Origin of the sequence: Mangrovibacillus sp. Mu-81, from assembly GCF_036867415.1 — a bacterium.
In the GTDB taxonomy this organism is placed as follows: Bacteria; Bacillota; Bacilli; order Bacillales; family Bacillaceae_B; genus Rossellomorea.
The window spans coordinates 110,305-135,377 of sequence record NZ_JBAJHU010000005.1 but is presented as its reverse complement, the minus strand read 5'-3'; the positions used below and the strand labels follow the sequence as shown (position 1 = coordinate 135,377).

The 25,073-nt window shown below is 43.8% G+C and carries 27 protein-coding genes and 2 riboswitches; of the genes, 4 read left to right on the top strand and 23 right to left on the bottom strand.

Features of this window, described 5'->3' with window-relative positions:
* Positions 1-86: 86 nt before the first annotated feature.
* From V6B33_RS12805 to V6B33_RS12735, 15 genes are all read right to left on the bottom strand, one after another.
* On the bottom strand, positions 87-497 hold the full coding sequence (locus V6B33_RS12805) for an Asp23/Gls24 family envelope stress response protein (RefSeq protein WP_334218133.1): 411 nt from the start codon (positions 495-497) through the stop codon (positions 87-89).
* Between the two features lie 23 nt (positions 498-520).
* On the bottom strand, positions 521-1,873 hold the full coding sequence (gene accC / locus V6B33_RS12800) for an acetyl-CoA carboxylase biotin carboxylase subunit (RefSeq protein ID WP_334218132.1): 1,353 nt from the start codon (positions 1,871-1,873) through the stop codon (positions 521-523).
* A 16-nt stretch (positions 1,874-1,889) separates the two neighbouring features.
* The gene (gene accB, locus V6B33_RS12795) at positions 1,890-2,399 is read right to left on the bottom strand and encodes an acetyl-CoA carboxylase biotin carboxyl carrier protein (protein WP_334218131.1); all 510 of its coding nucleotides are present in this window, start codon (positions 2,397-2,399) and stop codon (positions 1,890-1,892) included.
* Between the two features lie 246 nt (positions 2,400-2,645).
* Positions 2,646-3,203 (bottom strand): SpoIIIAH-like family protein, encoded by a 558-nt coding sequence (locus V6B33_RS12790; RefSeq protein WP_334218130.1) that lies wholly within the window; start codon positions 3,201-3,203, stop codon positions 2,646-2,648.
* A 14-nt stretch (positions 3,204-3,217) separates the two neighbouring features.
* Positions 3,218-3,868 carry a stage III sporulation protein AG gene (spoIIIAG, locus tag V6B33_RS12785; protein WP_334218129.1) on the bottom strand — a complete coding sequence of 217 codons (651 nt, stop codon included), beginning with the start codon at positions 3,866-3,868 and terminating at the stop codon, positions 3,218-3,220.
* A complete protein-coding gene (spoIIIAF, locus tag V6B33_RS12780; protein ID WP_334218128.1) occupies positions 3,858-4,478 on the bottom strand; it encodes a stage III sporulation protein AF in 621 nt (206 codons plus the stop codon). The genes spoIIIAG and spoIIIAF overlap by 11 nt, the downstream gene beginning before the upstream one ends.
* Positions 4,479-4,491: 13 nt before the next feature.
* Positions 4,492-5,685: a stage III sporulation protein AE gene (gene spoIIIAE / locus V6B33_RS12775; protein WP_334218127.1), complete on the bottom strand. Its 1,194-nt coding sequence runs from the start codon at positions 5,683-5,685 to the stop codon at positions 4,492-4,494.
* A 24-nt stretch (positions 5,686-5,709) separates the two neighbouring features.
* Complete coding sequence (gene spoIIIAD / locus V6B33_RS12770; protein WP_334218249.1) at positions 5,710-6,102, bottom strand: stage III sporulation protein AD; 393 nt, start codon at positions 6,100-6,102, stop codon at positions 5,710-5,712.
* Positions 6,103-6,116: 14 nt separating this feature from the next.
* Positions 6,117-6,323 (bottom strand): stage III sporulation protein AC, encoded by a 207-nt coding sequence (spoIIIAC, locus tag V6B33_RS12765; protein ID WP_006838772.1) that lies wholly within the window; start codon positions 6,321-6,323, stop codon positions 6,117-6,119.
* Positions 6,324-6,404: 81 nt separating this feature from the next.
* Positions 6,405-6,920: a stage III sporulation protein SpoIIIAB gene (gene spoIIIAB, locus V6B33_RS12760; RefSeq protein WP_334218126.1), complete on the bottom strand. Its 516-nt coding sequence runs from the start codon at positions 6,918-6,920 to the stop codon at positions 6,405-6,407.
* Entirely contained in the window at positions 6,921-7,844 is a 924-nt protein-coding gene (spoIIIAA, locus tag V6B33_RS12755; protein WP_334218248.1) for a stage III sporulation protein AA, read from the bottom strand. It abuts the gene before it with no gap.
* 220 nt (positions 7,845-8,064) lie between these two features.
* A complete protein-coding gene (efp, locus tag V6B33_RS12750) occupies positions 8,065-8,622 on the bottom strand; it encodes an elongation factor P (protein WP_334218125.1) in 558 nt (185 codons plus the stop codon).
* A gap of 39 nt (positions 8,623-8,661) precedes the next feature.
* On the bottom strand, positions 8,662-9,726 hold the full coding sequence (locus tag V6B33_RS12745; protein ID WP_334218124.1) for a M24 family metallopeptidase: 1,065 nt from the start codon (positions 9,724-9,726) through the stop codon (positions 8,662-8,664).
* Positions 9,727-9,730: 4 nt separating this feature from the next.
* Complete coding sequence (aroQ, locus tag V6B33_RS12740; protein ID WP_334218123.1) at positions 9,731-10,177, bottom strand: type II 3-dehydroquinate dehydratase; 447 nt, start codon at positions 10,175-10,177, stop codon at positions 9,731-9,733.
* Positions 10,178-10,268: 91 nt separating this feature from the next.
* Positions 10,269-10,829, bottom strand: a complete 561-nt coding sequence (locus V6B33_RS12735; RefSeq protein WP_334218122.1) for a YqhR family membrane protein — start codon at positions 10,827-10,829, stop codon at positions 10,269-10,271.
* Between the two features lie 316 nt (positions 10,830-11,145).
* On the opposite strand from V6B33_RS12735, the gene V6B33_RS12730 reads away from it, so the two are divergent.
* The gene (locus V6B33_RS12730) at positions 11,146-11,526 is read left to right on the top strand and encodes an SA1362 family protein (protein ID WP_334218121.1); all 381 of its coding nucleotides are present in this window, start codon (positions 11,146-11,148) and stop codon (positions 11,524-11,526) included.
* 27 nt (positions 11,527-11,553) lie between these two features.
* Here the strand turns inward: V6B33_RS12730 and V6B33_RS12725 are convergent, their stop codons facing one another.
* The 3 genes from V6B33_RS12725 to V6B33_RS12715 form a co-directional block, all read right to left on the bottom strand.
* Entirely contained in the window at positions 11,554-12,435 is an 882-nt protein-coding gene (locus tag V6B33_RS12725) for a patatin-like phospholipase family protein (protein WP_334218120.1), read from the bottom strand.
* Between the two features lie 570 nt (positions 12,436-13,005).
* On the bottom strand, positions 13,006-15,570 hold the full coding sequence (locus V6B33_RS12720; RefSeq protein ID WP_334218119.1) for a vitamin B12-dependent ribonucleotide reductase: 2,565 nt from the start codon (positions 15,568-15,570) through the stop codon (positions 13,006-13,008).
* A gap of 348 nt (positions 15,571-15,918) precedes the next feature.
* A complete protein-coding gene (locus tag V6B33_RS12715; protein WP_334218118.1) occupies positions 15,919-16,755 on the bottom strand; it encodes a lipoate--protein ligase family protein in 837 nt (278 codons plus the stop codon).
* 199 nt (positions 16,756-16,954) lie between these two features.
* On the opposite strand from V6B33_RS12715, the gene V6B33_RS12710 reads away from it, so the two are divergent.
* Entirely contained in the window at positions 16,955-17,338 is a 384-nt protein-coding gene (locus V6B33_RS12710; protein ID WP_442915523.1) for a rhodanese-like domain-containing protein, read from the top strand.
* Between the two features lie 87 nt (positions 17,339-17,425).
* Here V6B33_RS12710 and gcvPB read toward each other — a convergent pair whose 3' ends face one another.
* From gcvPB to gcvT, 3 genes are read right to left on the bottom strand one after another with little or no spacing between them, the layout of a single operon-like run.
* A complete protein-coding gene (gene gcvPB / locus V6B33_RS12705) occupies positions 17,426-18,898 on the bottom strand; it encodes an aminomethyl-transferring glycine dehydrogenase subunit GcvPB (RefSeq protein ID WP_334218117.1) in 1,473 nt (490 codons plus the stop codon).
* On the bottom strand, positions 18,895-20,238 hold the full coding sequence (gene gcvPA / locus V6B33_RS12700) for an aminomethyl-transferring glycine dehydrogenase subunit GcvPA (protein ID WP_334218116.1): 1,344 nt from the start codon (positions 20,236-20,238) through the stop codon (positions 18,895-18,897). Before gcvPA ends, gcvPB begins: the two co-directional genes overlap by 4 nt.
* 18 nt (positions 20,239-20,256) lie before the next feature.
* A complete protein-coding gene (gene gcvT, locus V6B33_RS12695) occupies positions 20,257-21,360 on the bottom strand; it encodes a glycine cleavage system aminomethyltransferase GcvT (protein ID WP_334218115.1) in 1,104 nt (367 codons plus the stop codon).
* A 124-nt stretch (positions 21,361-21,484) separates the two neighbouring features.
* A riboswitch (glycine riboswitch) is annotated at positions 21,485-21,563 on the bottom strand.
* 3 nt (positions 21,564-21,566) lie between these two features.
* Positions 21,567-21,658, bottom strand: a riboswitch (glycine riboswitch).
* Between the two features lie 177 nt (positions 21,659-21,835).
* Between gcvT and V6B33_RS12690 the strand changes: the two genes are divergently transcribed.
* Together V6B33_RS12690 and V6B33_RS12685 are read left to right on the top strand one after the other, a co-directional pair.
* Positions 21,836-23,536, top strand: a complete 1,701-nt coding sequence (locus V6B33_RS12690; protein ID WP_334218114.1) for a DEAD/DEAH box helicase — start codon at positions 21,836-21,838, stop codon at positions 23,534-23,536.
* Positions 23,505-24,296 (top strand): YqhG family protein, encoded by a 792-nt coding sequence (locus V6B33_RS12685; protein WP_334218113.1) that lies wholly within the window; start codon positions 23,505-23,507, stop codon positions 24,294-24,296. The genes V6B33_RS12690 and V6B33_RS12685 overlap by 32 nt, the downstream gene beginning before the upstream one ends.
* 43 nt (positions 24,297-24,339) lie before the next feature.
* Here V6B33_RS12685 and V6B33_RS12680 read toward each other — a convergent pair whose 3' ends face one another.
* On the bottom strand, positions 24,340-24,522 hold the full coding sequence (locus tag V6B33_RS12680; RefSeq protein ID WP_334218112.1) for a YqzE family protein: 183 nt from the start codon (positions 24,520-24,522) through the stop codon (positions 24,340-24,342).
* A 47-nt stretch (positions 24,523-24,569) separates the two neighbouring features.
* Complete coding sequence (locus V6B33_RS12675; protein ID WP_334218111.1) at positions 24,570-25,070, bottom strand: shikimate kinase; 501 nt, start codon at positions 25,068-25,070, stop codon at positions 24,570-24,572.
* Between the last annotated feature and the right edge of the window lie 3 nt (positions 25,071-25,073).

Sequence of the window (25,073 nt, the reverse complement as noted above, 5' to 3'; positions counted from 1 at the left end):
ACAAACTAGTGGCAATACGCACGTTTTTCTCGTAACAAAAAAGAACGACCCCTATAAAGAAGGCCGTTCTCTCTTATTATTCAAACTTACATCTCTTCATCAATTTCAGCTTCGATCGTCTGGTTTTCGAACTGGACACCCACGATATGGACATTTACTTCATCTGCTTCCAATGCAGTCATGTTCAATAGGGCTTGGCGAATATTATCCTGGATCTTTTGTGCAACCGTCGGGATCGAAACGCCGAACTTCATGATGCAGTATACATCAATGATGATCCCTTCTTCTGCCAGCTCCACCTTGACACCTTTTCCGTGGTTCTTCTTACCAAGACGCTCTACAACACCTGTTGCGAAGCTTCCGCGCATTTGAGATACGCCTTCTACTTCTGAAGCAGCAATTCCAGCAATCACTTCAATTACTTCAGGTGCGATTTCAATTTTACCAAGGCCGTCTTTACCGTGAGACATTTGTAAAAGGTTTTGATTTTCCGCCATGTCAGGCACCTCCTGAATTCACACTAGGATTTCATTACATCATATTTTTCTAAGAACTTCGTATTAAATTCTCCACCTACAAAGGTTTCATGTTCTAATAATCTCAGATGGAACGGGATGGTCGTGTGCACCCCTTCGACAACAAATTCCCCAAGGGCGCGTTTCATTCTGGAAATCGCCTCTTCACGAGTAGCTCCATACGTGATGACCTTTGCGATCATACTATCGTAGTAAGGAGGGATCATATAACCAGGATATGCAGCGGAATCGATTCTTACCCCAAGTCCGCCCGGAGGAAGATACATTTCGATTCTTCCAGCAGATGGCATGAAATTCTTTTCCGGATTTTCTGCATTGATCCGGCACTCCATCGCCCACCCTGTAAAGGTTACGTCATCCTGTTTAAGGGACAGCTTTTCACCGGAAGCCACTTTGATCTGTTCTTTGATCAGGTCAACCCCTGTCACCTGTTCAGTGACTGGATGTTCGACTTGAATCCGGGTATTCATTTCCATGAAATAAAATGATTGATTATTGTAATCATATATAAATTCTACCGTGCCTGCACCTGTATAATCAACCGCTTCGGCTGCTTTTACTGCTGCTTCTCCCATTTGGGCACGAATTTCTTCATTCAGTGCAGGAGACGGGGTTTCTTCGATAAGTTTTTGAAGGCGGCGCTGGATCGTACAATCGCGCTCCCCAAGGTGAATGACGTTCCCGAAGTTGTCTGCAAGGACCTGGATTTCAACGTGTCTGAAGTCTTCAATGAACTTTTCGATGTACACCCCGGGATTTCCGAAGGCAGTCATTGCTTCCTGCTGCGTGATGTTGACACCTTTCACAAGGTCTTCCTGAGTCTTTGCCACTCGGATCCCTTTACCTCCGCCGCCGGCAGTCGCTTTGATGATGACAGGATATCCCATTGAATCGGCGAGCTTGACAGCATCATCCGCGTCTTTCACGATTCCCTTTGAACCAGGGACGATCGGGACGCCCGCTTCCCTCATTGTTTCCCGTGCGACATCCTTCGTCCCCATTTTTGAAATGGCTTCAGGTGAAGGGCCTATGAAGGTGATGTTGCACTCACGGCAAAGCTCCGCGAAGTCAGAGTTCTCTGCAAGGAACCCGTATCCCGGATGGATACCGTCACAGTCCGTCAGTTTTGCAACGGAAATGATATTTGTAAAATTTAAGTAACTGTCCTTTGAAGAGGTGGGCCCGATACAATAAGCTTCATCGGCCAACTGGACATGCAAGGCTTCCTTATCCGCTTCTGAATAAACAGCCACACTTTCAATGTTCATTTCGCGGCAGGCACGTATAATTCGAACCGCAATTTCTCCTCTATTGGCAATCAATACCTTTTTTATCATAAAAGTTTATCGCTCCTTATTCAGGTTTGACTAAGAATAACGGCTGTCCATATTCAACTAACTGACCGTCTTTCACTAGAATTTCTACAATTTCACCTTTTACTTCCGCTTCAATTTCGTTGAACAGCTTCATAGCTTCCACGATACAGACAACCGAGCTGTCGTCGACTTTGGAGCCCGCTTTTACATAGGCATCGGTATCCGGTGAAGAAGATTGATAGAACGTCCCGACCATAGGGGACGTAATTTTATGTAGGTTTGAATCATCTGCTTTTGATTCAGCTGGCTTGTTTTCCTCTGCCACAGGCGCTGCTTCTGTCTGAACCGTAGCAGGTGCTTGCTGAACCGCCTGCTGAGCAGGCTGCTTCACTTCTTCATGAGACTGGACGAATTGCGGTACCGGTGCTTGTAAACCGGAATTCTTCTTCAGTTCGATTTTTGATCCTTCATACTCATATGAAAACTCATCCACGCTGGATTGATCAACGAGCTTTATAATTTCACGAATCTCTTGAATTTTTAACACTTTGGACACCCCTCTAATAGTTTGACTAATTATGACTAGCTACTAATATCATACGATAATACCTTGTATAAATTCAATATGTGTTTCGAATCACACTATTAAGCGCATACAAGCTCCTCTTCTATTTTAGCTCTTTTATTTAAAAAAATAAAATAATAGAAAAGGAATTTTGTCTGAAAGTGTTGATTGATGGCAAAAAAAATAGACAGCCCCTCATTATCTAAAGGGCTGTCATTCTTTATTCAATTAGTTTGCCGGCTGGAATTCTACGGCTACAGGCTTGACGTTTCCTACTTCGCTCATGACCAGCCGGATGATTTCGTTGGCATTTGCAGTTGTATGCTCTTTATCGGTTTTGACGGTGATACGGATGCTATCCCCGTTTGCTCTGACAAGAGCATCGTCATACCCGATTGTCTTGATTGTGGTTTCAAGAACCGATTCTGTCATGGCTAGTTCGCGAAGATTTTCCATTTGCTCATATGCTGCACTCTTATCTTCTGCAGATAACTCAGAATCTCCGACTTTCGCTTCAAGTTCTTCGCGGAGTTGGGCACGCTGATCTTCCACTTCCATTCTCATCGCTTCAAACTCTTCATTCCCTGCTGAATCCGTAACGACTTCTACTTCACCGTTTGACATCGTTTCTTTGTTATCCCCTTCTTTTGCCTGCTTGCCGCCTTCGTTCTGCTCGGCTGCCAGGTCTGAAACCTGTTGAGTAGGTGAAGTGATGTAATATACTGATAACACGATCACAAGACTTAACATCGTCAATAGCCAAACTGTTTGTTTTTTCAATAACATCTATTATTTCCCCCTTAATCTTTAGGTAGAACTGATACCCTGTGGACCGGAACGTCCAGGACACGGGTAACAGCTTCCAATATCCATTTTTTGATTTGTATGTTATCGGCTCCCTTAGCTACTACAAGGACTCCGCTGACTTTAGGTTTTCTTGTCTCGCTGATGACGGGGACTTCTTTTTCGCCGTCCTGAATGATGACCATCTCTTCCTCGCTGGACTTTTCTTCAATGGACCGCTTACCGCCTTCTTTGTCTTCTTCACTTGTACTCTGGGACTGAGTGTTTTCATTTTTCTCATACACTTTCTGCTCTGAGGCTTCGATATTGACTACCACGTGCGCGTCGCTGACTCCCACGATTTGATCAAGTGCTTCTTTCAGCTGATTTTCATACTGATCTTCATAACTACGCATCGAAGAGTCTTTTTGTTTATTTGTTCCAAATGCTGGTGCATCTTCATTCGTCTCTTCCTGAAAAGTCTGATCAACCGCTACACTGGGTTCTTTTTTCCATAGATCGCTGATCAGCATGAAGGCAACCCCCAAGAGGAGGACGATCAGAAAGTATTGAAGCTTCTTTCCTTTTTTGTTTTCGGGAGGTGATTGGGCATTTTCTTTTGAGAGCCATTCTTTAATTAGATTTACGGGTCCTTTGCTAAAGTTCATTTTCGCTACCTGCCCCTCCTTCGGCTATGATTATTTTGTCCGGTGAAAGATTCCATCGTTCTGCTAGTAAGGAGGTCACTTGGGACACATGTTCATCTGTCTTCTCTACTCTTGTTTTTTCTCCCGTATCGATCTCCACATTTTGGACGGCTTCAATTGCACTTTCTTCTTTTTTGGAAGAGAGATACACCGTCACTTCTGTGATGCTGTCTGGGATGTTTTCCAAATCGTCTGCTGCGATATTTACCTTCTCAATGACTTTTCCGCTTTTCTCCATCAACTCCTTTTCAGCTTGTTGTTTCATTTGGACAGCCATCTGTTCTAAAATATATGCACGTTGTGAGGCTTGTATTTCTTTTTTCTTCATTTCAATCAAATTTTCTACTGAATCACTTTGAGAATTCCCATTTATTCGAAACGAATCCAGGACGTTATCCACATCAGAAGTCATCAGTTTTAATAAGGGCGTGAGGATGATGGTGATCAGTAGTAACCCCGTGACGATTTTTACGTATTTTTGCATATTTGAACTTGGAAGAAGCATGTCGATGACGGTTGCCAAGAGGACAAAGACGATAATATTGGTGATCCATTCGGTTAGAAATGACATCTCTACTCCTCCTTCATCGAACCATCATCGTAATATTGCCCGCTGCAATGATGACGGTAATGCTCAAGAAGAACATGAATGATACAATCGCCAGTGCTGCAAACACATAAATGACACTTTTCGCAATCGTATCGAGACACTCAATGACCGGTCCTCCGCCAAGAGGCTGAAGAAGAGCTGCAGCCAGTTTGTAGATGAAGGCGATCATGAGGATTTTTATCGCGGGAAATGCTGCAATGATCAGTACGATCGCTACACCTGCAATTCCCACAGTATTCTTTAATAGCACCGAGGCACTGATGACTGTATCCGCCGCATCAGTAAACATCCTGCCTATGACAGGCACGAAATTACCGGTGATGAATTTAGCTGTTCGGATCGTAAGACCGTCGGTGACGGCTGCCGTCGCGCCCTGGACCGAGATGACTCCGAGAAACACAGTCATGAAAGCCCCCAAAAGCCCTATACTCCAAGTCCGCAGCAGCTGTGCAAGCTGGGTCACTTTATAATGCGGTGACAAAGTGCTGACGATGCTCAATAGAGCGGAAAGGAATAAGAGCGGAAGGACGACATTCTGAATCAGCAGTCCGCTTGTGTTCATCAGGAACAGGATGACCGGATGAAAGAATGCCGCGGATACCATTCCCCCGGACGCTGCAATCAACGCAAGCAAAAGTGGAATGAGTGCGATAATGAAATTGATCATGGTCGATATCGCTTCCTGCGTGTAATCGATTGCTACATGAAAACTGTTCAATGCGATGATGATCAGGACCATAAAGATGATCCCGTAAGCCACTTTGCTGACGTTTCCGCCTTCAAATGCATTTTGAAGGGATTGCAGAAACATACTTAAAATCGTGAGCAGGATCAATGTTCCTAACAACTTGCCGTTCATGACCAACTCCTGGAACGCAAATTTAAGCACGCCGCTGAACCACGCTTTCAAGGAAAATTCTTTCTCTCCTTTTATAAAATCCATTAAACTGCCCTTTTGACTCTCAGGCAGGAATCCTCCGTATTCATCCACGATGCTTGTCCAAAAGCTTTTCAATTCGTCGATTCCCAGGTCTTCCAGCTGCTGGTTGATGACCTGCTGCTGCAAACCGGGATCCTCCCTTTCTTCATTCCCTTCGGCTTGTCCGACAGAAGTCCCCATGAAAATGAAAAGCAGTGCTAAGACGAGTATCCGATTTAATTGCTGCAATTTCCCCACCTCTTCATCCTCTCTTTATCCGGTTGGAATCATATTGATGATCGTTTCAATAATCACGGTCAGGATCGGCACAGCCATCGCCAAAATCAATATCTTACCTGCCAGCTCCACCTTGGCGGCAATTGCGCCCTGCCCCGCATCTTTCGTGATATGAGAAGCAAACTCAGCTATGTAGGCGATGCCGATTATTTTCAGGATCGTTTCCACATAGACAAGGTTTACATTTGCATTTGCGGCAAGCTTCTCCAGCATGTGGATAATGGTATATATCTGATCGATCAAAAAGATAAAAATCGAACAACCGACAAATACGATCAGCAAGAACGCAAAGTTCGGTTTTTGTTCTTTGACGATTAATGCAAGAAAGGTGGATACAAGGGCGATACCGACAATTTGGATGATCTCAATCGCTGACTCCCCCTTTATCCTTGAAATAAAAACACCGATTTAATCTTTTGAAACAAATCATCAACGATGGATGCGACCATAAAGAGAATATAGATAAAGCCAAATAGTGTGACCCATTGTGCGTATTCTTTTTTCCCCACCTGATCCAAGATGGTATGCAAAAAGGCGACGACAATACCCACGCCTGCTATTTTGAAAATAATATCCACATCGATTCCCATAATTTTCCCTCCTGAGTTCTTAAATCGCACATAGTGGGTTACCCGCGGACAGAAGTCCGTCAGGCTTTATCTCATATCACCTTAAAGCAGCAGGATGATAAGAAGAAGGCCAGATAAAAATCCGAGACTTTTCGTCATTTTTTCATATTTCCTTTGCCTTTCCACTGCTTCAGTTTCTTCTCTTTCCAGGTGTTTCAGTGCGAGGTGGATGTGTTTTTGCTGCGTGATTAAATCATGTTTGCCCAGATTTTCGCCAAACTGCTTCAGGATTTCAAATTCCCCTGACTTAAAGGCAGTCAGTTTCCACACTTCATCCAGGCTGTCTTCCCATGCTTTCTTTACTGATATTTCCTGTTCGGTCAATTTCTTTGAAAAATTCTCAAAAAACCACGAGACCGGTTTTTGAAGCTGCTTGGATATTTTTCTTGTCGCTTCATGAAGCGGTGTATGACTGTAGGTGATTTCAGCTTCGAGGGATTGAAGCGCCACTTTCAGCATCCGCAGCTGCCTCGGCCTTTCCGTCAGATATTTCGAAACTTCAAACCCGGCCCATGATGTAGAGAGTAGAATGAAGATCGCACCTATAATTTTGATCATTTACGTCACGCTCACTTTATTCAGTAGAGATTGTCCTTGCTCATTCCACACTTTCGAGACTTGTCCAGGATAATTGTCCCTTTTAAGTTCGATGTACCGTTCAATACTTTGCATCGTGATAATTTCGCTGATCACTGGTCTTTTTTTCACTTCAGACAATGAAGCCCCGTGGGTAGTCATGATCAACGTTATGCCTGCATTAACCGCTTCCTGTATGGCCTGCCCGTCCTCCGCACGGCCTATCTCATCGATAATCAGTACGTCGGGACTCATGGAACGTATCAGCATCATCATCCCTTCAGCCTTGGGGCATGCATCCAGGACGTCGACTCTTGGTCCGAACAAAAGCTGCGGCACCCCGTTTACACAGCCTGCGATTTCGGAACGCTCATCTACGATTCCCACTTTATGAGGCGGGATATTGTTTACTGGATCACCTGTTGAAATGATTCTCGCCAGATCCCTTAACAACGTGGTTTTTCCTGTTTGCGGAGAACCAATGATCATCGTGTGCTTCCAGTCCCCATCAAATACGTAGGGCAGGAGGGGGGCAGCAATTCCGATTTTTTGCCTGGCGATGCGGATATTAAATGAAGCGAGATGACGTATCCCCTTCACCGCGCCCGCCTCCAAGATGACCTTTCCGGCCAAACCGACTCTATGTCCGCCATCTATCGTGATATACCCTCTTTTGAGCTCTTCCTCAAGGGTATAAAAGGAATGGTGGGAAAGTTTATTGATGAGTTGTTCAGAGTCTTCCGGTGTTACAGTATATGAAAGGAAATAGGGTTTTCCCCTTGCCGTGACTTCCAATACTCTGTTTGTACGGACTCTGATTTCTTCGGTTGTATCCAGAACATTTTGTGGAAGGGAAAGGATTCTTTCAGATATAGTGCTGGGTAGCAGGGCTAGAACTTCTTGCATCATAAGTACCTCCTCTTCTATTTCCACGGGACTTGGTGTTGACTGGCATAACCAGCGTACAAGCCCCAGTTAATACAATGTATTCTCATGAAAATAGAATATGACACAGAATTCAAAGCCCTTCATGGCGGATTTAGAGGGATGTAAGGGAGAAAAACACAAAAAAGCCTAAACAGACTCCATATCTGTTTAGGCTTTAGGTTTTGTTATTAATTTGTTATCAGCCGCGGGATACGTATGACCCGTCAGTCGTATTGACGACCAGGGTATCTCCTTCGTTTACGAAGAAAGGTACATTAACGACCAACCCTGTTTCGACTGTTGCAGGTTTCGATCCGCCCGACGCTGTGTCCCCTTTGATTCCAGGTTCAGTTTCGGTTACAGCCAATTCAACTGTATTCGGAAGTTCTACTCCAAGAGTCTCTCCTTCATACATCATGATTTGCACTTCCATGTTTTCCTTCAAGAATTTCAACTCATATTCAATGGAAGCAGCAGGCAATTCAATTTGCTCATAGCTTTCATTATCCATGAATACATGCATGTCGCCGTTAGCATAAAGATACTGCATTCTGCGATTATCAATTTGAGCCTTCGCTACTTTTTCTCCGGCACGGAAAGTCTTTTCCTGCACTGCCCCAGTACGAAGATTACGAAGTTTGGAGCGGACGAATGCTGCTCCTTTTCCCGGTTTAACATGCTGGAAATCCATGACTCTCCAAATTCCATTATCCACTTCGATCGTTAAACCTGTTCGAAAATCATTTACTGAAATCATTTTTGTTCCTCCTAATATCAATCAGCCCTGGTGAAAGGACTAAAATGGTAGAATGATTAGATCTTTCGTTGAGTGAGTCAATGTCTCATTGGAATCCCCGGTGATCAGAGTATCGTCTTCGATACGCACACCACCTATTCCAGGTACATACACTCCCGGTTCAACCGTTACAATCATACCAGGCTCAAGCACTACCTCTGAACGGAAAGAAAGACCGGGACCCTCATGAACTTCAAGTCCGATTCCATGCCCCAAAGAATGTCCGAAGCACTCGCCGTACCCTTTTTCTGTTATGTAATCCCTTGAAATGGCATCTGCCTCTTTCCCTGTCATTCCAGGCTTGATCTGTTCCATGGCGAGAAGCTGGGATTGAAGGACAACATCATAAATTTCCTTCAGTTTCTCACTTGGTTCCCCTACTGATAATGTACGTGTCATATCAGAACAATATCCTTTATAGTATGCACCATAATCCAATGTTACAAAATCGCCTTTTTCGATGACTTTATCACTGGCGACTCCATGAGGCAGGGCAGAGCGGACTCCAGAAGCCACGATGATATCGAATGAGGAAGAAGCGGCACCTGCTTTTCTCATGAAGAATTCTAATTCGTTCGATACTTCAAGCTCTGTAACACCCGGTTTGATATAATCTAATATATGTTTGAATGCCGCATCCGCGATGTCTGCTGCATCCTTAATTATCTTAAGCTCTTCAGGTGTCTTAATCAAGCGTAACTTTTCAATCGTGCCTGCCACAGGCACTAGTTCTGCATCCAATACCTTCTGATAGCTTTCAAACCCACTGTATGTCATGTAATTTTTTTCAAAACCAAGCTTTTTTATTCCTAATTCCTGTATCCGCTTTGCGACTTCTTCCTGAATGGGACCGGTATGCTGGACAATTTCATACTCCGCTGCCTGCTCAGCCGCCTGCTCAGTATACCGGAAATCGGTGATGAACAATGCCTTATCCTGTGATATAAGGACGACACCTGCAGAACCAGTGAAATTTGTCATATAACGACGGTTGTACGTGCTTGTAATCAACATCCCATCTATACCGCTTTCAGAAAACGTATTGCGTAATCGTTCGATCTTCATCCCCTTACACTCTCCCTTGTATGTAATTAATGATTGCATCCATGGCCAGTTCATACCCGTAAAGTCCCATTCCGACGATTTGACCTATTGTTTCCGCTGCAATGACGGAATGGTGCCTGAAACTTTCACGCTGATGAATATTCGAGATATGAATCTCAACAACGGGAACTGATACGGAGGCGACTCCATCTCTTAAAGCATAGGAGTAATGGGTGTATGCACCCGGATTCAGGATGATACCTTCATACCCCTCGTCCTCAGCTTTATGGATATGATCAATTAACTCCCCCTCATGATTCGATTGAGCCGAGAGTAACTGATAGCCTTTTCCTTCTGCTTTTTCCTTCAGTTTTGTTTCCAATTCCTTAAGGGTGGTGTGACCATAAATTTCAGGTTCACGCTTTCCTAATCTGTTTAAATTCGGACCGTTTAATAATAATATTTTTTTCATATTTAACCCCTAAAAAAATAGAATGTTCAACATGAACATTCTAACATAAACCATTTACCTATAACTACTAAATTATCTGATAACAAGGCGGTCAAGGAACAACTTCCCCGGACTTTTCTTTCTGTTCCTGATGTCTGAGTTCATTTTCTTCGTAAGAGATGGAATAACCGATGAAGACACCATACAAAACATAGATGCATAATGTTGTGATCAACGTATGGTAATCGATGGCTGTCAAGGATTTCATACTTGGAAATAATGGCTTCAACAATATGAATACAACTAAAAATAACAAGACACCATAACCCGCCCCTACCCACATCGACTTTAATTTCCTTAAGACCGCATAATAGACGAGTGCGACCCCGATGGAAATGATTCCATATGCCAATATTGAGAGGGCAATACCAATCCAGCGGTCTGACCAATCCCCCACTGCCCAAGGTTCGAAAATGATATTAGGTTCTATTTTCGTAAAGGAAAAATAATAACAAAGATATGCGATCGCGGTCCATAATAAGCCGCCGATAAATCCGGTAAGCATCACCATCATAACGAATGACATCGGCTTCTCGCTTTGATTCTGTTCAAGTGCGGGGTCGCTCTGGTCACCTTTTTCCTTTTTTTCATTATGTCTTTTCTGTTCGGACATCTTGAACACCTCCGTTCATAGTATGTCCAGTTCGATCAAACACTTGCATATAATTCCTTTTATTAATAAATTCATTTCATGAATTTTGATCCCGCAGTCTGGCTCTTTTTGAGAATTTTTAGTAATATACAAAGTAAGGAAAATAAATTTAAATGTTCCTTTTGGAAGGTTTAGTGAAATATGTTTAAGTGAATATGTTTACTATACCCATAAAAAACCTTCACCCCATTAAAATCTATTCAATTCACGATTAAAATGAATCCCAATTGTCTAAAATAATCATATATAGTTTTAAGACTGATTGAATCGTTAGGAGGTGGCTTTGTTGAACGCTCGCAATATCATGGTTTTCACTTTGATCGTTTTAGCATTCGTAGGCTTGGGATCTTGGCTAATAGGAAATCCGCTTGGACTTCTTCGCAACATACTTGTCACTGCCGCCGTTATCGGCATCATTTTCTTTATTTACCGTCGATGGTTCAGCCATAGAAACGGCGCTGGAAGCAATGACCAGAGAGCGTTTCTTAAAGCAGCCAAACAATCCAAAAAGAGATTAAAGAAAAAATCGACTGTCAAGACACAGAAATCCACTGTCTCTCCACTGTCAAAAAAGCGCTCCACCCGAAAAAAATCCAATGCAAATTTAACGGTTATTGAAGGAAAGAAAAATAAAAAAAACAATCGGGCATCGTTTTAAGGTGGCCCGATTGTTTTTTTTATTATCTTAGTACGTCCATTTTTGCAGAAAAGTTTCTCCCTGAAATTTCCCCATTTGAATCAATTCACTCTTTTTTTCTTTAGACAGTTCAAATTCTGTTGTCAGAACACCTTCAGTCGGTATGAAGATGATGTTTTTAGCATGCTTTCTGGAAATATATCTGGAATCGTGCGCATCTTTCATCGTCTGAAAGAGAGCGGTGTATAATTCGATGGCGTTATCTACTTTATGCTTGGGGCGTTCAATTAAGTTATGACTCAATTTCACCCCTATAACAGGACGGACTTTTTTAATGTTTTCTCTGTCAAACAACCACATAGGGAAGTTACTGAGTATCCCTCCATCTGCTACTAGACTGACTCCTTCAAGCGAACGTAATTTCACAGGTTCAAAAAAATAGGGAAGACTTGCACTCATTCTGATGGCACGGGCAACCGGAAATGTTTCAGGGGATATTCCATATTTTTCTAAGTCATCTGGCAAAACAAGCAGCCTGCCGTTCGATAAATCCGATGCGATGACTCTCAGCGACTTTTCAGGAAGGTCTGCAAAGGTATATATCCCCCTTGCTTTAAGTTTTCCCTCAATCCAATTTTCGAGAGCTGCACCTTTGTACATCCCTAACCGATAATAGATCCTGAACCATTTAATGAAAGGAATCGGGATCAAGGAGTTTGAATCCAGCAGCTTCTTGATATTCATTTCTTCCATGATCGATTTCAATTCACTGCTCGTGTAGCCCGCAGCGATGAATGCCGCCACTATGGCGCCGGCACTTGTACCGGCCACACGCTTAAACCGCAGCCCTTTTTCTTCAATTGCCTGATAAGCACCTATCAAGGCGAGCCCTTTGATCCCTCCGCCAGAAAATACCCCATCGATGTCCACAGGCTCCACTCCCTCAATGCTGTTTATACATCTTTAATTTGTAACAATGAAATTTAGAACAAGAAAAGCGGAGGCGGCTTGCCCAGAGGCGACAAGCATAAGACAGGACAGCCACAAAGGCGCTCTTTGCCTTTTTGGCTGGCATGGCTTATGTCTCGAGCCTCTAGCCGCCGGAGCTGGACAATAGAAAAGCGAAGGGGCTTTGCTCAGAGGCGGGTGGCTAAGACGAACCGGCCGTGAAGGCGTGCACTTTGCCTTCTTGGACGGTTTGGCTTATGACATGTGCCTCTAAGCCCTGGAGCTGGACAATAGAAAAGCGGAGGCGGCTTGCTCAGAGGCGACAAGCATAAGACAGGACATCCACAAAGGCGCTTTTTGCCTTTTTGGATGGCATGGCTTATGTCTCGAGCCTCTAGCCGCCGGAGCTGGACAATAGAAAAGCGGAAGGGCTTTGCTCAGAGGCGGGTGGCTAAGACGAACCGCCATGAAAAGCGGAAGGGCTTGTGAGATGGATACCTCCGCTAACGAAAAAAAGAAGAGGAACAGGTCCTCTCCTTTTTCACTATCTATTTACAATCCGCATTTAAGCTGTGCACCACAGTTGGTACAAGTATTACAGCCGCCCATGTCTTTTACAGTGCCTTTCCGGCAGACGGGGCATGTATTTCCAACTTCAGATCCAATGGTCACATCGGTTGAGCGTACATCCTGGATGGTGTCCAGCAGTACGATCGGTTTCTTTTCAGTTTTTACTTCTTCTTGAATCTCTTCTTCGTCAAAGCTGTTTTCTTCAGCTTTCAGGGTGAGAACCTGCGAGTCACGGCTGCCGTCTACGTAAACGGTACCGCCTTTTGCTCCGCCGTTGTAAAGTCGTTCATATACCTTCTGTACTTCGTCCACGGTATATCCTCTAGGGGCATTTACCGTTTTGGAAATGGAGCTGTCGATCCAGTTCTGGATGACACACTGAACATCGGCATGTGCTTCCGGAGCGAGATTCATTGATGAAATGAACCAATCCGGCAAGTCATTCGCATCAGCTTGCGGATTACGCTTCAGATAGTCTTCCACTATATCCGCTTTCACTTCAATGAATTTACCCAGACGGCCGCTTCTATAATATGTGAACGAGAAGTATGGCTCAAGGCCGGTCGATACCCCGACCATCGTTCCGGTTGATCCTGTAGGGGCAACCGTCAATAAGTGGGAGTTGCGGATTCCGTTAGTCAGGATGCTATCACGTACATCTTCAGGCATTTTTTTCATGAAACCAGTTTCAATGAACGCCTTTCTCAATCTGTTTGTTTCTTCTTCGGTGTCACCTGTCAGGAACGGGAAACTTCCTTTTTCTTTCGAAAGTGCCACTGATGCACGGTAAGCCGTCGTTGCGATGACCTCAAACACCTCATCCACCAGCTTGTTCCCTTCTTCGGACCCGTATTCTTTTTCACAGTAGATCAGAAGGTCCGCAAGACCCATAACACCTAATCCGACACGGCGTTCACCCAGTGCCTGCTTCTTGTTTTCCTCCAGGAAATAAGGTGTTGCATCGATGACGTTATCCTGCATGCGTACACCGACTTCAACCGTGCGTTTAAGCTTTTCAAAGTCCACTGTTTTTGTTTCTTTGTCAGCAAATTGTGCCAGGTTGACCGCAGCAAGGTTACAGACTGAAAATGGTGCGAGGGGTTGTTCTCCACATGGGTTTGTAGCGACAACCTTCTGACCGTATGCTTTAGCGTTGGTCATATCGTTTGCATTATCGATAAAGAAGATTCCCGGTTCTGCAGAGTAGGTTGCACATACGTTGATCAGGTTCCACAGCTCTTTCGCCTTGATTTTTCTGTATGTTCTCACTTTATAACCAAGCTTTTCCCACTCGCGTACATCCCCGATATTGTGCCACTCTTCATTGTAGTATTTCATCTGATCGGCATCATAGCTCTCTACATCCGGGAAGCGCAGTTCATATTCTTCATCTTTTTCTACTGCCTCCATGAAATCACTTGTCAGACAGACAGAGATGTTTGCACCTGTCAGGAATTCCGGGTTGTGTACACTGTATGTACCCCCCGTCCGTAATTTCTCTTCGGCATTCCTGATGATCTTTTCGTTGAATCCACCATAGCCGGGGATCTGTTTATAGTTGATAATTCCCTGATACATCGCTTCTTCCTGCTCTGTCAGAGGAGTGAATTTCAGCTTATCTTCTGCTGCTTTCTTGATATTCTCGTCTTCTGTATTCTCAAGCAGATAGCGCAGGATACGCGGGTTCTGCATTTTAGAAATAATGAATTCGATGATGTCAGGGTGCCAATCTGTTAACATTATCATTTGTGCCCCGCGTCTTGATCCGCCTTGCTCGACCAAATGGGTCAATTTCGCGATATCATCAAGCCACGATACAGATCCCGATGATTTACCGTTGACTCCTTTTGCCAGGGTATTGCGGGGACGTAAGGTCGATCCGTTCGTTCCGACACCTCCGCCTCTGCTCATGATTTCCATGACCTGCTTGCGGTGCTCGGAGATCCCTTCACGGGAATCCTGTACGAATGGCATCACGTAACAGTTGAAGTAGGTCACATCCGTCCCGGCGCCCGCTCCGTATAACACACGTCCTGCAGGTACAAAATTCAGATTGACAAGTTCATGATAGAACTTCTCAAACCACTCTTTCTTTTTTTCAGGAGTCTCTTCCACTTCTGCCAAGCCTGTTGCGTTTCGCTTTGCAATTTGTTCATAGTAGACTTCCAGAGGCTTTTCTATGACATCCAGCGTGCGTGTCACAGTGCCCGTTTCGATTTCCTGCTGTTTGTCAATCGCACTTCTGTATTCCTCTTCGATCCAGACATCAGCTTTTTTGTTTTCCCAATCAATGGATGTGATATAGCCTAATCCACGAGCCGGGAATTTTGGATCTTCTTTGATCGTCAACACGACGAAGTCGCCTTCTGATAGAGTAATCTTTTCAGTGTCTTTGAAAGAATAACGGTCAATCATTACCAGGCGGGATACACCTTTATGTGTAGTTTTCATATCCGGGGTGATAGGATGGACTCGGGGGAATAATCCAATATCCTGATTCAATCTTTCTTTGTCAAGTGTCATTGTTTTTTTCGACGCAACAGTCATATAGACAGCTCCTTCTACCATAAATAATTCATTAATATTCTTTTAGCTTGTTTCATATTTGCAATTAATACGTTATCACATGCTCATTCTAAAATCAATAAATAAACACAATATATGGTGTATCCAATATTTTTCGACACACCATATATTGTGTATTGGTCAGAAATTTATTTTTTTGTCAAACTTCTAATAAGCAGAAAATGATAGAAATCCGAAGAATCCCATAGATAATATTCCTATTTCAAACGAAAATCTATTAATTTGAGAGTTGATAAACTTTCATCTTCAGGAATCGTTGGTAAAATAGGAAAAAAGCGACACACCTCGCTTTTTCTTAATAAAAGTTTTTTAACGTTTAAAATTCCACTCATCGGATTCATATCGGGTTTTCGCCAGGTTTTCTACATATTGTGTTTCCTCTTCGGAAAGGATATATGATTCAAGATTGATATTCAATCCTTCTTCAAAACCTTTCTTAAATGCTTCCCTTGCCATATCCATCGTAACTCTCTCTGAAGAAATCTCATTCATGGCAACGGCTTTATTTTTGAACGCTTTTTGCATACGCTCTTTTACCCGTTCGGAAGGATATTTAAACAGGCTGAAAAGCTTATCTTCATCCAGATTTAGAAGGATGGATCCGTGCTGGAGTATGACCCCTTTTTGACGGGTCTGTGCACTGCCTGCAACCTTTCTTCCCTCTACCACCAATTCATACCAGCTCGGTGCATCGAAACAGACTGCAGATCTCGGGTTCTTCAATCCTTCCCGTTCTTCCGGTGTTTTCGGAACGGCAAAGTAGGCTTCGAGCCCAAGCCCCTGGAACCCTTTCAGTATCCCTTCTGAAATGACCCTGTATGCTTCAGTTACGGTTTTGGGCATTTCCGGATGATCTTCAGAGACGATGACACTGTAAGTGAGCTCTTCATCGTGAAGTACCCCTCTTCCTCCGGTCGGTCTCCGTACAAAGCCCAGACCATGTTCCTTTACTGCAGCCATATTGATTTCTTTTTCCACTTTTTGAAAATAACCAACTGAGAGCGTTGCAGGATCCCACCCGTAAAAACGGATCGTCGGAGGGATTTTCCCTTCACTGTGCCAATCAAGCAGCGCTTCATCGAGCGCCATATTATAAGAAGGGGAACAATTGCCTGAATCGATGAATCTCCACGTTTCTTTAGACATTTTACATACCTCTTTTATTTATCAGCTTCTGAAAACACTATGTATTCAATCCGTTACTAGTCTACCAAATCCTTATGCAAAAACAAAGAAAAACAGATTGGAAACTCTTTTCTGTAAATAGTAAATTTCTTTTGATTCTGGGGTAGATCATGAATATAATAGGAGATAGTGCATTTGCAGAAAGGAGCATGAAAGCAAGATGGATGGTTTGTTTATTCTATTAGTCGTTCTTGGCGGAATTATCGCTTATTCCCTTTTTACGTACTTCAATCAAAAAAGAGTGGTCAATACATTGACAGAGGAAGAATTTAAAGCTGGTTACCGTAAAGCCCAGCTGATCGATGTGCGCGAATCCAATGAGTTTGACAATGGTCATATCCTTGGTGCCCGCAATATCCCTCTTTCCCAAATGAAAATGAGACAAAAAGAAATCCGCAATGATCAGCCTGTATATTTGTACTGCCAAAGCGGCATGAGAAGTGCACGTGCAGCCCAGATGCTTCGCCGCAAGGGCTACCGTGATCTTCATCAGCTAAAAGGCGGATTCAAAAAATGGACAGGCAAGATTAAGCATAAGAAGTAAAACAAAGAAAGGATTGCCGTGGCGGCAATCCTTTCTTTGTTTTATTCTTTAGTGAACTGAGCGCCTGTACCTCTACTCCTTAGAGTGTTACTGTGCTGCTTCTGGAGTGTAGCGCAGGATCGGTTTTCTTGCTGCAAGGGTTTCGTCCATTCGTTTGACGATGGTGGTGTGCGGTGCTTCCTGGACGATTTCCGGTGTTTCTTCTGCTTCTTTTGCTATCTGGATCATGGCATCGATGAACGAATCCAGTGTCTCTTTTGACTCTGTTTCAGTCGGCTCGATCATCATGCACTCTTCTACGTTCAACGGGAAGTAGATGGTTGGCGGATGATAACCGAAGTCAAGCAGCCTTTTTGCAATATCGAGTGTGCGTACACCCAGCTTCTTCTGACGCTTTCCGCTGATGACGAATTCATGCTTACAATGACGATCATACGGAAGATCGAAATGCGGAGCCAATCTTCTCATCATATAGTTTGCATTTAGGACGGCATTTTCGGTCACTGCTTTAAGTCCATCCGGCCCCATCGTACGGATATACGTATACGCCCGCACATTGATGCCGAAGTTTCCATAGTAAGGTTTCACACGGCCGATTGAATCGGGACGATTGTAGTCAAATTCAAATTGATCGCCATTTTTTACAAGAACCGGTTTAGGAAGATACCGGATCAGGTCTTCCTTCACGCCGACCGGACCGCTTCCCGGCCCTCCGCCTCCATGAGGACCTGTAAAGGTCTTATGAAGATTCAAGTGAACGACGTCAAATCCCATATCGCCAGGTCTTGCTTTGGATAATACCGCATTCAGGTTGGCACCATCATAATACAGCTTTCCGCCTGCTCCATGGATGATTGCAGCCATCTCGAGTATATTTTCTTCAAATAATCCCAGTGTGTTGGGGTTCGTCAGCATAAGCGCCGCAGTGTCTTCTCCCACGACCCGCTTCAGATCTTCCAGATCGACCAAACCATTTTCATCTGATTTCACTGTAATGGTTTCAAAGCCCGCGACGGTTGCGCTTGCCGGGTTCGTACCGTGTGCGGAATCGGGAACGATGACTTTTGTCCGTTTCGTATCGCCGTTCGCTTCATGATACGCACGGATCATCATCAGACCCGTCCATTCACCGTGTGCACCGGCAGCAGGCTGGAGTGTCACCTCATCCATGCCCGTAATTTCTTTCAGGTGTTCCTGAAGATCATACATCAATTCCAATGCCCCTTGGACACTTTCTGGTTCCTGTAGCGGATTGATATGGGCGAAGCCATTCAACCTCGCGACATTTTCATTCACCTTTGGATTGTATTTCATCGTACAGGATCCCAGCGGATAGAAACCTGAATCCACTCCATGGTTCCGTTTGGATAACGCTGTATAATGGCGCATGATATCCAGCTCCGATACTTCCGGCAATTGCGGCTCCTCCGTACGGACATATTCAGAAGGGATCAATTCTGCTACATCGACTTCGGGAACATCCATTTCAGGCAGGCTGTAACCGACTCGTCCTTCTTTAGTTAATTCAAAGATAAGAGGCTGATCTTGTTTGTTATTCATGACAATCCCCCCAATTCTTTCGCAAATGCATCAATTTCTTCTTTGCTGCGAAGTTCAGTAACGGCAACTAACATGTGATTCTGCATGCTTTCATCGACAAATCCCAAATCATAACCGCCGATGATTTCTTTTTCCAGAAGCTTTTTATTGATTTCTTTCACCGGTCCATTCACTTTCACGACGAACTCATTGAAAGAGGGTCCTTCAAATGCAATGGAGAACCCATTCTTCTTGAATGCTTCTTTTGCATAATGAGCTTTTTGAATATTTTGCATGGCCATCTCTTTCACACCCTGTTTACCGAGTGCAGTCATGGCAACTGAAGCTGCAAGTGCGTTCAGTGCCTGGTTTGAACAGATATTTGAAGTCGCTTTATCACGGCGGATATGCTGCTCACGTGCCTGCAGTGTCAAAACAAATCCTCTTCGTCCTTCTTCATCGACCGTTTGACCGACCAGACGGCCCGGTACTTTACGCATCAGCTTTTTGCTTACGGCAAAATATCCGCAGTGCGGTCCTCCGAAAGCACTAGGGATCCCGAACGGCTGTGCATCCCCGATTACAATGTCAGCACCAAGTTTACCCGGAGGTATGAGGGCACCCAGAGCAAGCGGATTGGAAGATACGACAAACATCGCTTTCTCATTGTGAACCACTTCTTCAATCGCCTTTAATTCTTCGACTCTTCCGAAGAAGTTGGGATATTGAACGACAACGGCCGCGATTTCACTGCTCATTAACTTCTTAAGCTCTTCCACATCGGTCACCCCGTTATTATGCGGGATTTCCACGACATCGATGTACTGCCCTTTCGAGTACATCCTTAATACATCACGTGATTCAGGATGTACGGTACTTGAGACTAGTACCTTCTTTCGCCGGGTCTGCCCTGCACTCAGCATTGCCGCCTCGGCCAATGCGGTACCCCCGTCGTACATGGAAGAATTCGCGACATCCATACCTGTCAGCTCGCAGATCATCGTCTGGAACTCAAAGATCGCCTGTAGTTCCCCTTGTGATATTTCAGGCTGATACGGAGTATAAGCCGTATAAAATTCCGAACGTGATAAGACGTGATCCACAATGATCGGTGCATAATGATCATATACTCCTGCTCCAAGGAAGGATGTATGACTTTTCAAATCAGCATTTTTAGCAGCCATTTCAGTCAATTCTTTTACCAGACCTGTTTCTGACTTTGCAGGTTTGATGTTGTATTCACCTTTGAAACGAACTTTCTCAGGAATATCTTCAAATAAATCGTCGATGCTTTTTACTCCAATGCTGTCTAACATTTCCCGTTGATCTTGCTCTGTCATCGGTAAATAACGATGCTTCATGACCGTCATTCCTCCCTATTATTTTGTTCTCTTATAAAATGGTGTAGGAACTACTTTTGCGTTTACTTTCTTCCCTCTGATTTCCACCTGGACTTCTGTGTCTAATGAAGTGAATTCTTTCTTCAATAGAGCCAGCCCGACATTCTTCTTTAACGTTGGAGATTGTGTACCCGTGGTGACTTCCCCGATTTCTTCTTCGCCTGAAAATACTTTATATCCATGGCGAGGGATTCCCCGGTCGATCATCTCAATACCGGCCATTTTCCTTGAAGCACCCTCCTCTTTCTGTTGTTTGAGGACCTCCTGACCGATGAATGGCGTTTCTTTGTTCACTTTAACTGCAAATCCGATTCCAGCTTCGATCGGAGAAATGGAAGTTGAAAGCTCCTGTCCATATAATGCAAGATTCGCTTCAAAGCGGAGGGTATCCCTTGCACCCAGACCACAAGGAAGAACCCCATCCTGTTCGCCTTCTTGTAAGATATCTTTCCAAATGCCCACTGCATCATTTGCGTCACAGTAGATTTCAAAACCATCTTCGCCCGTATAACCGGTGCGGGAGACAAGGGCGTGCCTTCCATTGATATTCACTTCGGTTTGAAATTTAAAGAATCCTATATCGCTTAAAGAATGGTTATCTGTCAGTCTCTGCAGTACACCTTCTGCAAGCGGCCCCTGTAAAGCCAACTGAGCCATATGCTCCGAGATATTATTGATTTCCACACCATCTGTACCGTGCTGCTTCAGCCATTCATAATCTTTTTCGATATTCGCTGCATTGACTACCAATAAATAGTCATTATCTTTTATCTTATAGACCAGCAGATCGTCCACTGTGCCTCCGTCATCGTAGCACATGGCTGTGTATTGAGCACCGCCGTCCTTTATTTTGGACACATCATTGGTCATCATTTTTTGTAAGTATCCAAGAGCACCTTCGCCCTTGACTTCGATTTCTCCCATATGAGACACATCAAAAAGCCCTGCACGGGTTCTGACCGCTTCGTGCTCCTCTTTAATACTTGAGAATTGAACCGGTAAAGCCCAGCCTCCGAAGTCAATCGTTTTTCCTCCATATTCTTTGTACACTTCATACAGAGGTGTTTGCTTTAAATCTGCCATCAGACTTCCCCCTTATTTTCATCAAGTCTTTCATTCTGCTATCTTCCTGCTCCAAATCTCTGACCATAAACATACAAGTACGCATGAAAAAAGGACAGAAAAACCCCTTTTTCAAAAGAAGTTTCTCTGTCCTTTCACCTGAAAGTTTACCGGTTCAACGGCTTTCCTCTTTGGTGGTTTCCATAAGGAAACACTCTCCAGAGCTGCGTCCAGCAAGAGTCTTTTTGCCTGAGAGATTCACACAATAGATGTTTGCTCCTTCGGCGCTGTATGTCACAGTCTCTCCCCTTGCTATCATTCGCCAATATTCCATGTAACATTTGGTCATACTAGAAGTATATACAGTTGAAATGTAATCGATGTGAATGTTCGGATTATTATAGTTTTCAAAACATTAGGTAATCTACTCTAATCCTACCATTAACCATTAGTTCCCGGCAATCATTTTTCTATGAAATAAGGAGATGTTTTTCACATGAATGTTGATGTTCTGTTTAACGAGGAGTGGGGCGAAGGTCTGGAAACGTTAATAAATAATGACGGCCCATGGGGAAATTGGGAGCTGTATAAGCTGGCAGTGGAAAGCGAACAGCATCTGGCAATTCCGAACTTTGAAGGGCTGCAGGCACCAAAACATTTGGCAAATGTCACACCGCTCCCCCATCAGCTAGAAGCTGCCAGACAGGTAGTGGAAGCAATGAATGGAAAAGCCATTCTCGCAGACGAAGTCGGACTTGGAAAAACCATAGAAGCCGGTCTCATTTTGAAAGAATATATGATTCGCGGATTGGTGAAAAAAGTTCTGATCCTTGTCCCTGCTTCCCTGGTCTCGCAATGGGCATTTGAATTAAACAGTAAATTCTTCATCCCCGCTGTCGCCCAGCGTAAAAACTATGTCTGGGATCAATGTGATATTGTAGTTTCATCCATGGATACAGCCAAACGGAGCCCTCACCGGGAAAAAGTATATGAACAGGACTATGATCTCGTCATCATAGACGAAGCTCACAAACTGAAAAATCACAAAACCAAAAACTATGAATTTGTCCAGAACCTGAAGAAAAAATTCTGTTTATTGCTGACAGCCACCCCTATCCAAAACCGTATAGAAGAAATATTTCATCTTGTTTCTCTTTTAAAACCCGGTCATCTTGGAAATGAAACTGGGTTTACCGATCGTTACAAAAAGGGGGACAGAACAGTTCATGACGATGAAAACTTGAACCATCTCATCAATAAAGTCATGATCCGCAATAGAAGGAGCGATACAGGAATCGAGTGGACTAAGCGGCACGTGAAAACGATCCTCATCGATTTCAATGAACCGGAACGGGATTTATACAATAGTATCAATATGTTAAAAGGCAGTTATGATGAGTGGGTCACATCAAGTTCCTTTTCCCTTCTCACTCTGCAGCGGGAAGCTTGCAGCAGCAGGGAATCCGTTTTTTATACGCTAAAAAACATGTTGGAGAAAAAAGAAGATCCTACTGTTGCATTTGAGAATACGATTGCAGCATTAATGAAAAAAGTGGAAAACGTGACGACCAATTCAAAAGCACAGAAAGCATTGGAATTGATTCAGCAAATCAATGATAAAGTCATCATTTTCACGGAATACCGGGCGACCCAATTGTACCTGCAATGGTTTTTAAAGCAGCATGGTATTTCGTCTGTGCCGTTCAGAGGAGGATTTAAACGCGGGAAAAAAGATTGGATGCGCCAATTGTTCCAGAATCATGCCCAGGTGTTGATTGCAACCGAAGCAGGCGGAGAAGGGATCAACCTTCAATTTTGTCATCATGTCATTAACTTCGACCTGCCATGGAATCCGATGCGACTGGAACAACGGATTGGACGTGTACACCGTTTGGGTCAGACCGAGGATGTGCATATCTATAATTTCGCCACAAGAGATACAGTGGAAGAACATATATTGAAGCTCTTATATGAAAAAATAAACCTGTTCGAAAGAGTGATCGGTCAGCTGGATGATATTCTGACCCGTCTTGATTTTGCGGATTTTGAAGAACATGTGACAGATATCCTCTCTTCTTCCCGTACCGAGGGAGAAATGAAAATAAAAATGGATAACCTCACCAGCATGATTCAATTTGCAGAAGAACTAAAGGAGGAACGAGCAAATGCATCAGCACGAAATTCATCAATTTCTTGAACGATATTTCACAGCGAATGGATGCGAACTGGTTTCAAACGGAGATGGTCATATGACCGTCCAATTGACGATCGAACTGGACAAAGAACTGATGAACAGACCGTTTTATTGGCACTACCTTGAGAAGACAGGAGGTATACCAAACCCGATGTCACTCTCTTTAGTTACGGACGGCGAAAAGGCACCGGATGATCTTAAAGGGGAGCTGGTTCACTTCGGCTCTCCCCGCCTGCATCAAATATTCCGCTCAACAAGAAATCTTGCAGGATACATACGTCTCTACGAAGAGAGAATGATTTCCGATGGGCAGCAAGTGCCGCTTCATCCATGGCTTGGACTGAACATAAAGGTATCACATGTGACACACCTGAAAAAAGATAATATCCGGAGCATCGGGCTTAACCTTATCAACGGTCATATCCAAGAAGGTTTTCACGATTTTTTATTATCCAAAAAGCTGACACCGAAGATTCCTGACTTCTCATTTACATTGACACCGATCATTAAACCTAAAAGCGGGATAAACCGCATTCAGAGTTACCTGCTGCAAGGGATCGAGAAAGAGTCTTTCGAATGGGCAGATGAAGCAAGAAATAAATGGGATGAAGATTTACAGCTATTGAATCATTTCTACGGAGATCATGAGCAGAAACCTGAATCTTATCAAATGGAAAAGCAGGCACTAAAAGAGCAGTATGAGCCAAAAATCTCTATTGACATCATCAATGGCGGGATCTTCTACTTACAGCATTCCCACTAGTAACAATGAAAAGAAACCGCCCTGCTTTCGACAGGAGCGGTTTCTATTTTTTATCCTTCTTAAACAATACCATAAAGGCGTAGGGAAGAATTCCGAACCATCTGAACAAAAACGGCGGCCGCTCATTTTTCCTTTGATGTTTTAACGACTTTCGTTCATGAGGTGATTTTTCATAATGCTTTACAAATGTTTGAGTTATGAATTTCACGTAATCATTCACTGACATAAAAGCACCACCTTCCGCTTTTATCAGTATATCCACAGTGAATTAATCTAATCAGTGCAGATGTTTTGTCCCAGATCAGTTATGATTTCATCAATTGATTTATGGGTGGTGTCAATCTCAATCGTACTGACACTTCTGTAAAGGGACAATCTGCGCTTGTACAGATCAAATAAGCCATCCTTGGAGTTGTTTTGTACAAGCGGCCGAGAGCCATCCTCCTTAAGCCGCTCCCATATGGCATCAAAGGAACAGAATAGATGGAAGACGGTCCTCTCTCTTGCCAGAAGCTCTCTGTTCTCCTTTTTTTCAACAACCCCCCCGCCGGTCGTAATCACAGCTTCTTTCTCCATTAATTCTTTCAATGCTTCTGATTCAAGGTTCCGGAAGTAATCTTCCCCGTGTTCCTTGAAAACATCCTTGATTGAGCTGCCTGTTCTTTCTTCGATGTATTCATCCATATCGATGACCTCGAGTTTCTGAATTTCACCAAGCCTTTTACCGACCGTCGTCTTTCCCGCTCCCATAAAACCGATCAAAAAAATCGCCATCGC

What these genes read in the sequence shown, in the direction of transcription:
- V6B33_RS12735 (WP_334218122.1), bottom strand. Translation starts at nt 10,829, where the DNA reads ATGTCCGAACAGAAAAGACATAATGAAAAAAAGGAAAAAGGTGACCAG.
- V6B33_RS12715 (WP_334218118.1), bottom strand. Translation starts at nt 16,755, where the DNA reads ATGTCTAAAGAAACGTGGAGATTCATCGATTCAGGCAATTGTTCCCCT.
- spoIIIAA (WP_334218248.1), bottom strand. Translation starts at nt 7,844, where the DNA reads ATGCAAGAAGTTCTAGCCCTGCTACCCAGCACTATATCTGAAAGAATC.
- V6B33_RS12690 (WP_334218114.1), top strand. Translation starts at nt 21,836, where the DNA reads ATGAATGTTGATGTTCTGTTTAACGAGGAGTGGGGCGAAGGTCTGGAA.
- gcvPA (WP_334218116.1), bottom strand. Translation starts at nt 20,238, where the DNA reads ATGAAGCATCGTTATTTACCGATGACAGAGCAAGATCAACGGGAAATG.
- V6B33_RS12745 (WP_334218124.1), bottom strand. Translation starts at nt 9,726, where the DNA reads ATGAAGATCGAACGATTACGCAATACGTTTTCTGAAAGCGGTATAGAT.
- V6B33_RS12685 (WP_334218113.1), top strand. Translation starts at nt 23,505, where the DNA reads ATGCATCAGCACGAAATTCATCAATTTCTTGAACGATATTTCACAGCG.
- spoIIIAB (WP_334218126.1), bottom strand. Translation starts at nt 6,920, where the DNA reads ATGATCAAAATTATAGGTGCGATCTTCATTCTACTCTCTACATCATGG.
- gcvT (WP_334218115.1), bottom strand. Translation starts at nt 21,360, where the DNA reads ATGGCAGATTTAAAGCAAACACCTCTGTATGAAGTGTACAAAGAATAT.
- aroQ (WP_334218123.1), bottom strand. Translation starts at nt 10,177, where the DNA reads ATGAAAAAAATATTATTATTAAACGGTCCGAATTTAAACAGATTAGGA.
- accC (WP_334218132.1), bottom strand. Translation starts at nt 1,873, where the DNA reads ATGATAAAAAAGGTATTGATTGCCAATAGAGGAGAAATTGCGGTTCGA.
- spoIIIAG (WP_334218129.1), bottom strand. Translation starts at nt 3,868, where the DNA reads ATGAACTTTAGCAAAGGACCCGTAAATCTAATTAAAGAATGGCTCTCA.
- spoIIIAC (WP_006838772.1), bottom strand. Translation starts at nt 6,323, where the DNA reads ATGGGAATCGATGTGGATATTATTTTCAAAATAGCAGGCGTGGGTATT.
- V6B33_RS12805 (WP_334218133.1), bottom strand. Translation starts at nt 497, where the DNA reads ATGGCGGAAAATCAAAACCTTTTACAAATGTCTCACGGTAAAGACGGC.
- V6B33_RS12680 (WP_334218112.1), bottom strand. Translation starts at nt 24,522, where the DNA reads ATGTCAGTGAATGATTACGTGAAATTCATAACTCAAACATTTGTAAAG.
- V6B33_RS12720 (WP_334218119.1), bottom strand. Translation starts at nt 15,570, where the DNA reads ATGACTGTTGCGTCGAAAAAAACAATGACACTTGACAAAGAAAGATTG.
- efp (WP_334218125.1), bottom strand. Translation starts at nt 8,622, where the DNA reads ATGATTTCAGTAAATGATTTTCGAACAGGTTTAACGATCGAAGTGGAT.
- V6B33_RS12675 (WP_334218111.1), bottom strand. Translation starts at nt 25,070, where the DNA reads ATGGCGATTTTTTTGATCGGTTTTATGGGAGCGGGAAAGACGACGGTC.
- gcvPB (WP_334218117.1), bottom strand. Translation starts at nt 18,898, where the DNA reads ATGAATAACAAACAAGATCAGCCTCTTATCTTTGAATTAACTAAAGAA.
- spoIIIAF (WP_334218128.1), bottom strand. Translation starts at nt 4,478, where the DNA reads ATGTCATTTCTAACCGAATGGATCACCAATATTATCGTCTTTGTCCTC.
- V6B33_RS12790 (WP_334218130.1), bottom strand. Translation starts at nt 3,203, where the DNA reads ATGTTATTGAAAAAACAAACAGTTTGGCTATTGACGATGTTAAGTCTT.
- V6B33_RS12710 (WP_442915523.1), top strand. Translation starts at nt 16,955, where the DNA reads ATGGATGGTTTGTTTATTCTATTAGTCGTTCTTGGCGGAATTATCGCT.